The 6,198-nt window shown below is 68.2% G+C and carries 6 protein-coding genes; 3 read left to right on the top strand and 3 right to left on the bottom strand.

Annotated features, from left to right (window positions below):
• Positions 1-223 precede the first annotated feature (223 nt).
• On the bottom strand, positions 224-1,423 hold the full coding sequence (gene dinB, locus E1261_RS18565; RefSeq protein ID WP_132408136.1) for a DNA polymerase IV: 1,200 nt from the start codon (positions 1,421-1,423) through the stop codon (positions 224-226).
• A gap of 80 nt (positions 1,424-1,503) precedes the next feature.
• Between dinB and E1261_RS18560 the strand changes: the two genes are divergently transcribed.
• Positions 1,504-2,712 (top strand): MFS transporter, encoded by a 1,209-nt coding sequence (locus tag E1261_RS18560; protein WP_238176294.1) that lies wholly within the window; start codon positions 1,504-1,506, stop codon positions 2,710-2,712.
• On the opposite strand, the gene E1261_RS18555 is transcribed toward E1261_RS18560, so the two are convergent.
• Positions 2,598-3,194: a dihydrofolate reductase family protein gene (locus E1261_RS18555; protein ID WP_132408135.1), complete on the bottom strand. Its 597-nt coding sequence runs from the start codon at positions 3,192-3,194 to the stop codon at positions 2,598-2,600. The two genes, E1261_RS18560 and E1261_RS18555, sit on opposite strands and share 115 nt — an antisense overlap.
• Positions 3,195-3,265: 71 nt before the next feature.
• The gene (locus E1261_RS18550; RefSeq protein WP_202874812.1) at positions 3,266-3,592 is read right to left on the bottom strand and encodes an ArsR/SmtB family transcription factor; all 327 of its coding nucleotides are present in this window, start codon (positions 3,590-3,592) and stop codon (positions 3,266-3,268) included.
• A gap of 233 nt (positions 3,593-3,825) precedes the next feature.
• On the opposite strand from E1261_RS18550, the gene E1261_RS18545 reads away from it, so the two are divergent.
• Both E1261_RS18545 and E1261_RS18540 read left to right on the top strand, forming a co-directional pair.
• Positions 3,826-5,094, top strand: a complete 1,269-nt coding sequence (locus E1261_RS18545) for an aspartate kinase (RefSeq protein WP_132408133.1) — start codon at positions 3,826-3,828, stop codon at positions 5,092-5,094.
• Entirely contained in the window at positions 5,091-6,197 is a 1,107-nt protein-coding gene (locus tag E1261_RS18540) for an aspartate-semialdehyde dehydrogenase (protein ID WP_202874810.1), read from the top strand. The genes E1261_RS18545 and E1261_RS18540 overlap by 4 nt, the downstream gene beginning before the upstream one ends.
• Position 6,198: the final 1 nt, after the last annotated feature.

The raw sequence follows: 6,198 nt of genomic DNA, 5'->3' as shown, positions 1-6,198 counted from the left end.
GATCTGATGGTGGACGTCTGCAACGTCAAGCCAGCCGGGCGGTAACGCAAGCGGCACCTCGGGTGCATCAACGCCTCATCCAGAAGCGCCGACCTGAGGAAGGTAGACCAGTGAGCTTGTGGGTTCTCTACCCTCATGCGGGTGCAGAACCCGCAACCTCATGGGTGAACCCACCAAATGCAGCCGGCGGTTCGGTCCCCGATGTCACGACGGGTGAGCTGGGTCAGTCGGGGAGCATGGGGACGGTTAGGCCTTGGTCTCGGCCTAGGAGGATGCCTCGGGTGATGGCGTTGGTGCCGAACTTGTCTTTGACCTGGTCGAGGGCTGCGTCGAGTTCGTTGTTGGCGGCTTTGTCGAAGGGGAGGGCTAGTTGCTGGGCTGCTTCGTTCTCGAGGTTGCCGACCGAGATGCCGATCATGGTGAGGCCTTGGGTGCTGATCAGGGGCTGGGCGGCGGCGAGCAGGGCGCGCGCGGTGATCAGGATGGCGCGAGTCTGATCTGTTGCCTGAGGCAACGTGTGGGACCGGGTGGCGCGGGTGAAGTCGTCGAAGCGGAGGCGCAGCGTGACAGTGCGGCCGGAGCGGCCGGCTGAGCGCATCCGGCGGGTCACTCGGTCGACGAGCCCGGTCAGTACGGCGTCCAGCGTGGCCGGCGACTTCCGCGACCGCCCCAGTGCGCGTTGCGAACCGATTGATCGTCGTCGTCGCCCGACCTCGATCGGCCGTGGATCGCGGTTGTGGGCGAGCGCATGCAGGTGCCGCCCCGAGGCCCGCCCGAGCATCGCGACCAGCGCGGCCTCCGGCAGTTGAGCGACGTCACCGACCTTCGTCAGACCGCGCGTCCGCAGCTTCTCCGCGGTCACTTCACCCACACCCCACAACCGCGAAACGTCCAGCGGATGCAGGAATTCCAGCTCGTACGCCGGCGGCACCTCGAGCAGCCCGTCCGGCTTGGCGATCCCGCTCGCCACCTTCGCCAGGAACTTCGTCCGCGCCACCCCGACCGTGATCGGCAGCCCCACCCGCGCCAGCACCTCGGCACGCAATCGGCGCGCGATCTCCACCGGCGTACCGGAGATTTTCGCCAGGCCGCCGACGTCGAGGAACGCTTCGTCGATCGACAGCCCCTCGACCAGCGGGGTGGTGTCCTCGAACACCTTGAAGACCGCCTTGCTGGCCTCCGAGTACGCCGACATTCGTGGCTCGACGACGATCGCGTGCGGGCAGCGCCGGAGTGCCTGGCCGCCGTTCATCGCCGTCCGCACGCCGAGCGCCTTGGCCTCGTAGCTGCAGGCGAGCACGACCCCGGCGCCGACGATCACCGGCCGGCCGCGCAGGCGTGGGTCGTCCCGCTGCTCGACCGACGCGTAGAACGCATCGAGGTCGGCATGCAGGATCGTCGCCGCATCCGCCGTCACGAACATATGTTCGCATACTCTCCAACGATCAAGATAGGGAGAAATCCCGACGCGCCGGACGGCTATGTCAGGACAGAATCAACCCTATGGACCTGACCGCGTACCGCGACCTCTGGCGAACCCCTGGTGTGATGACGCTGCTTGCCGCAGCGCTGACTGCCCGGATGCCGGTGATGGCGACGATGGTCCCGCTGGCATTCCTGGCCAAGGACGCCTCCGGCAACTTCGGATGGGCCGGTGTGGTCGCAGGTGCCTACTCCATCGGTACGGCGGTCGCCAGCGTCGTGTGGGCCCGGATGGCCGACCGCAGGGGCGCGCGCAAGGTCGTCATCATCACCGGGATGGCGTGGGCGCTGATGATGGCGGTGACCGCGCTGCTGCCGTACAGCTGGTTCCGGGTGCTGCCCGTGGCCGCCGCGCTGGCCGGACTCTGCGTGGCGCCGGTCGCCTCGACCTCTCGGGCCGCCTGGCCTCGGTTGGTGCAAGGCGGTCGGCTCCGAGTGCTCTACGCGCTCGATGCGTCAGCCACCGAACTGTTGTTCGTCATCGGGCCGATGCTCGGCGCAGTCATCGTCAGCCTCGCCAGTCCGCGGGCCGGTCTCCTCGCCTGCGCGATTCTGGCTGCCGCAGCGATCTGGTGGTTCGGGCTGAAGCAGCAGTCCACAGCGATCAAAGAGGCGGTCGGGAGCAGGCGAGTTACTGCCCGCGAGCTGCTGTGGCATCGGCACCGGCTGTCGTTGGTGATCGCGTTCGCCTGCATGGTGACGGGCTTCGCGGCGATGTCGCTCGGCATCGTCGCCTTCGCGGACGAGCACGGCAACCGGCTGATCGCCGGCGTCCTCGAGACGGTGGCCGCGCTCGGCAGCCTGATCGGCGGACTCGTCGGTGGTGCGCTCCCGGGCGGCCGCGATTCCTACGTCTGGAAGCGGATGCTGGTCTTCACCGTGCTCATCGCCGGCTGCTTCTTCGCGACCGCCTCGGTGGTCGCGCTCGCGATCGGGCTCTTCGCATCCGGCTGCCTGATCGCGCCGACGGTCGGCGCGCTCTACGAGCGGCTCGGCGAGCTCACCCCGGCCGCTGCCCGGACCGAGATGTTCGGTTGGGTGCTCAGCGGCGGGATGCTCGGCTCCGCGGCCGGTTCGGCCGTCGGTGGCGTGGTCGTGGAGACCTTCGGTGTCCGCTACGCGTGGGCCCTGATGGCAGTCCTCGGCGTGCTCGGCACTGTCGCAGTCCTGCGAGTGCCGCCCCATCGGCCGGCCGACTCCACACTCGAGAGCGCTCCGGTCGCCGCGTAGTGCACCTTGTAGCCCGCCTCGAGGGTGCCGGAAAGCCCCGCACACAAAGAGATGAGCTTGAAGGAACGCCGGTCCAGCGCTGTGCCCTGTCCAGCCCGGACCGGGTGGATCTGCAGCGTCACATCGTCCAGCAGTCGCCACCGCAGCAGTGAGCGGATCAGACTGAGGCTGCCGATCACATGCAGGTCCGGACCCGGTACCTGCTTGAGTGCGGCGAGCACCCGGCGCGGATCGCCCTTCAGAACTTCGCTGTGCGGCTGGTACGCCACCGGGGTCGACGCGAGCACGAGCTTGCGGACCGACCGCAGTCCCGCGACCGATCCGGCGTACTGCTCATAGGTACGGCGGCCGAGCAGCACGGTGTTCGTGCCGGCGGCCAGTTCGTCGATCACACCCCCGAGTGCCGGTGCTGGTAGCCAGCGCTCCGGCCGGTCCACGATCCCGTCTTCCGACATGCACAGGTTGGCAATGATCGCTCGCATCCGTGCCCCCTCCTTGGTCGTCTACATCCTCGATGCACACGACGGGTGGAAGGTTTCGGTTTTCTTGCGCTTCAGCGGCGGCCGCGGTGGATCTCGGTCTCGAGGGCGTCCAGGCGGTTGTCCCAGAACTTCCGGTAGCGGTCCAGCCAGCTGTCGATCTCGCGCAGCGGTTCGGGGGCGACGGCGTACAGGCGCCTCGTGCCGGCCACCGTCACGGTGGCGAATCCGTTGTCGCGGAGCACCCGCAGATGCTGTGACACGGCCGGCTGGCTGATCCCGAACTCCGCGTTGATGGTCGCGGCGATGCTGCCGGCCGGCAGTTCGCCGTCGGCCAGCAGTTCCAGGATGCGGCGCCGGACCGGGTCGCCGAGGATGTCGAACGCGTGCACGCCGGCCATTGTTTCAGTGATGACTTATATGAACAAGTGGTCCAGTCCGCCGGAGGCCTTCCGGCGGGTCCGGGCCCGCACCGCCGAACCTCCGGGCCCGCGGGCGATTGCCCGTAGCATCGGGCCGAGGTCTGGTCAGCCGGTAGGCAACGACGAGGTCACGGCTAGAATGACGCGTGAGACTACGCCTGGTGCAGTGCCGCACGGCGTACCGCAACCAGTGGTTTTGAGGAGACACAGCTGTGGGACGCGTCGTGCACAAGTACGGCGGTTCTTCGGTCGCCGACGCCGATTGCATCAAGCGTGTGGCGCAGAGAATCGTCGCTACGAAGAAGGCCGGCAACGACGTGGTCGTGGTCATTTCGGCCATGGGGGACACCACCGACGAGCTGATGGACCTGGCCAAGCAGGTGTCGCCGCTGCCGCCACCGCGCGAGCTCGACATGCTGCTCACCTCGGGTGAGCGGATCTCGGCCGCCCTGCTGGCGATGGCGATCGCGAACCTCGGCTACGAGGCGCGCAGTTTCACCGGCTCGCAGGCCGGCGTGATCACCACGTCCGCGCACGGGAACGCCAGGATCATCGACATCACCCCGGGCCGGATCGAGGAGGCGCTGGGCGAAGGGCATGTCGCGATCGTGGCCGGGTTCCAGGGGGTGGCGCAGGACACCAAGGACGTCACCACGATGGGCCGCGGCGCCTCCGACACCACCGCGGTCGCGCTGGCCGCCGCGCTGGAGGCCGACTACTGCGAGATCTACACCGACGTCGACGGCATCTTCACCGCGGATCCGCGGATCGTGCCGGCCGCGAAGCACATCCCGAAGATCTCCTACGAGGAGATGCTCGAGATGGCCGCGTGTGGCGCGAAGGTGCTGCACCTGCGCTGCGTGGAGTACGCGCGGCGCTACAACGTCCCCGTTCATGTGCGTTCCTCCTTCTCGCAGAAGGAAGGCACCTGGGTTGTCGATGCGAAGGAACTCGAACAGATGGAACAGGCGATCATCTCCGGCGTGGTCCAGGACCGCAACGAGGCCAAGATCACGGTGGTCGGCGTACCGGACAAGCCGGGTGAGGCGGCCCGGATCTTCCAGACCGTCGCCCTCGCCGAGACCAACATCGACATGATCGTGCAGAACGTCTCGGCGGTCGCGACCAACCGCACCGACATCTCCTTCACGCTGCCGCGCGTCGACGGCGCCCGGGCGATGTCCGCGCTGGCCCGGATGAAGGACGAGGTCGGCTACGAGCAGCTGCTGTACGACGACCAGATCGGCAAGGTCTCGGTGGTCGGGGTCGGCATGCGCTCGCACCCGGGCGTTTCCGCGAAGTTCTTCTCCGCGCTCGCCGACGCGGGCGTGAACATCGAGATGATCTCCACCTCGGAGATCCGGATCTCGGTGGTGGTGGACGAGAACCTGGTGGACGCTGCCGTGACCGCGGCGCACACCGCATTCGATCTGGACGACGAGCACACCCAGGCTGTCGTGTACGGAGGAACTGGACGGTGACCCCTGTGAGCGCTGTGGAGAACACGATCGAGGACCGGACGGGTCTGCCATCGCTGGCGGTGGTCGGTGCGACCGGCGCTGTCGGCACGGTGATGCTGACCCTGCTCTCGACCCGGGAGAACGTCTGGGGTGAGATCCGGCTGATCGCCTCCGAGCGCTCCGCAGGTAAGCGGCTCAAGGTTCGCGGCGAAGAAGTCGAGGTGGTCGCGCTCAGCGAGTCCGCCTTCGACGGGATCGACGTCGCGATGTTCGACGTACCGGACGAGGTGTCGGCGCACTGGGCGCCGATCGCGGCCGCGGCCGGTGCGGTCGTGGTGGACAACTCGGGCGCCTTCCGGATGGACCCGGACGTCCCGCTGGTGGTCCCCGAGGTGAACGCCGAGGCGGCCCGCAACCGCCCAAAGGGCATCATCTCGAACCCGAACTGCACGACCCTGTCGATGATCGTGGCGATGGGCGCGCTGCACCACCGCTACGAGCTCGAGCAGTTGGTCGTCGCGTCGTACCAGGCGGCCTCCGGAGCCGGTCAGGAGGGCATCGACACCCTCTACGACCAGCTGACCAAGGTGGCCGGCAATCGCGAGCTGGGCAAGACACCAGGCGACGTACGGCGGGTTGTCGGCAACGGCCTCGGCCCGTTCCCGGCGCCGTTGGCGCTGAACGTGGTGCCGTTCGCCGGATCGCTCAAGGACGGCGGCTGGAGCTCGGAGGAGCTGAAGGTCCGCAACGAGTCCCGCAAGATCCTCGGCCTGCCTGATCTGAAGGTCTCCGCGACCTGTGTCCGGGTGCCGGTGGTGACCACACACTCCTTGTCGGTGCACGCACGGTTCGCCCACGAGGTCGACGCCGACGAGGCCCGCGAGGTGCTGCGGGACGCGCCCGGCGTGCTGCTCTTCGACAACCCGGCCGAGGGTGAGTTCCCGACCCCCGCCGACGTCGTCGGCACCGACCCGACCTGGGTCGGCCGGGTCCGCAAGTCCCTCGACGACCCGAACGCCCTGGAGCTGTTCGTCTGCGGCGACAACCTCCGCAAGGGCGCCGCCCTGAACACCGCCCAGATCGCCGAGGTCGTCGCCAAGGAGTTCGCCCCGGCGAAGGGGTGAC

The sequence above is a fragment of the Kribbella albertanoniae genome, assembly GCF_004348455.1.
Lineage (GTDB): Bacteria > Actinomycetota > Actinomycetes > Propionibacteriales > Kribbellaceae > Kribbella > Kribbella albertanoniae.
Note: the sequence above shows the minus strand (reverse complement) of the source record. Positions and strands in the feature narration are given on the sequence as shown.

Coding starts and splice junctions, on each gene's coding strand:
- E1261_RS18555 (WP_132408135.1), bottom strand. CDS start 3,194: ATGCGAGCGATCATTGCCAACCTGTGCATGTCGGAAGACGGGATCGTG.
- dinB (WP_132408136.1), bottom strand. CDS start 1,423: ATGTTCGTGACGGCGGATGCGGCGACGATCCTGCATGCCGACCTCGAT.
- E1261_RS18550 (WP_202874812.1), bottom strand. CDS start 3,592: ATGGCCGGCGTGCACGCGTTCGACATCCTCGGCGACCCGGTCCGGCGC.
- E1261_RS18560 (WP_238176294.1), top strand. CDS start 1,504: ATGGACCTGACCGCGTACCGCGACCTCTGGCGAACCCCTGGTGTGATG.